Here is a 239-nt window from a genome sequence, read left to right on the forward strand (position 1 = left end):
GAACAGAGACATACCTTAACGCAGCCACACGGGCTCATCGCGGAAGGCCATCAACGCGCCGACAGCCACCGGTAGCAGATAGAGATGAGTCGCACGCGGCGCCATGAGGGTCGGCGGGTCGAGCAGCAGGGTCGAAGCGACGACGATAAGGATCAGCGCACCGAACAGAATCAGGTTGGCGCTGCGGGCCTGGTTGCGCAGCGTCAGGGCGAAGACCGCCACACCGCTGAGGATGATGG

General features: G+C 63.6%; 1 pseudogene. It reads right to left on the bottom strand.

The annotated features are described in order from the left end of the window. Positions 1-15: 15 nt before the first annotated feature. A pseudogene (locus tag QSV46_RS40945) lies at positions 16-239 on the bottom strand (hypothetical protein); the annotation flags it as partial.

This window comes from Bradyrhizobium cosmicum (genome assembly GCF_032290525.1).
Taxonomy (GTDB): domain Bacteria; phylum Pseudomonadota; class Alphaproteobacteria; order Rhizobiales; family Xanthobacteraceae; genus Bradyrhizobium; species Bradyrhizobium cosmicum_A.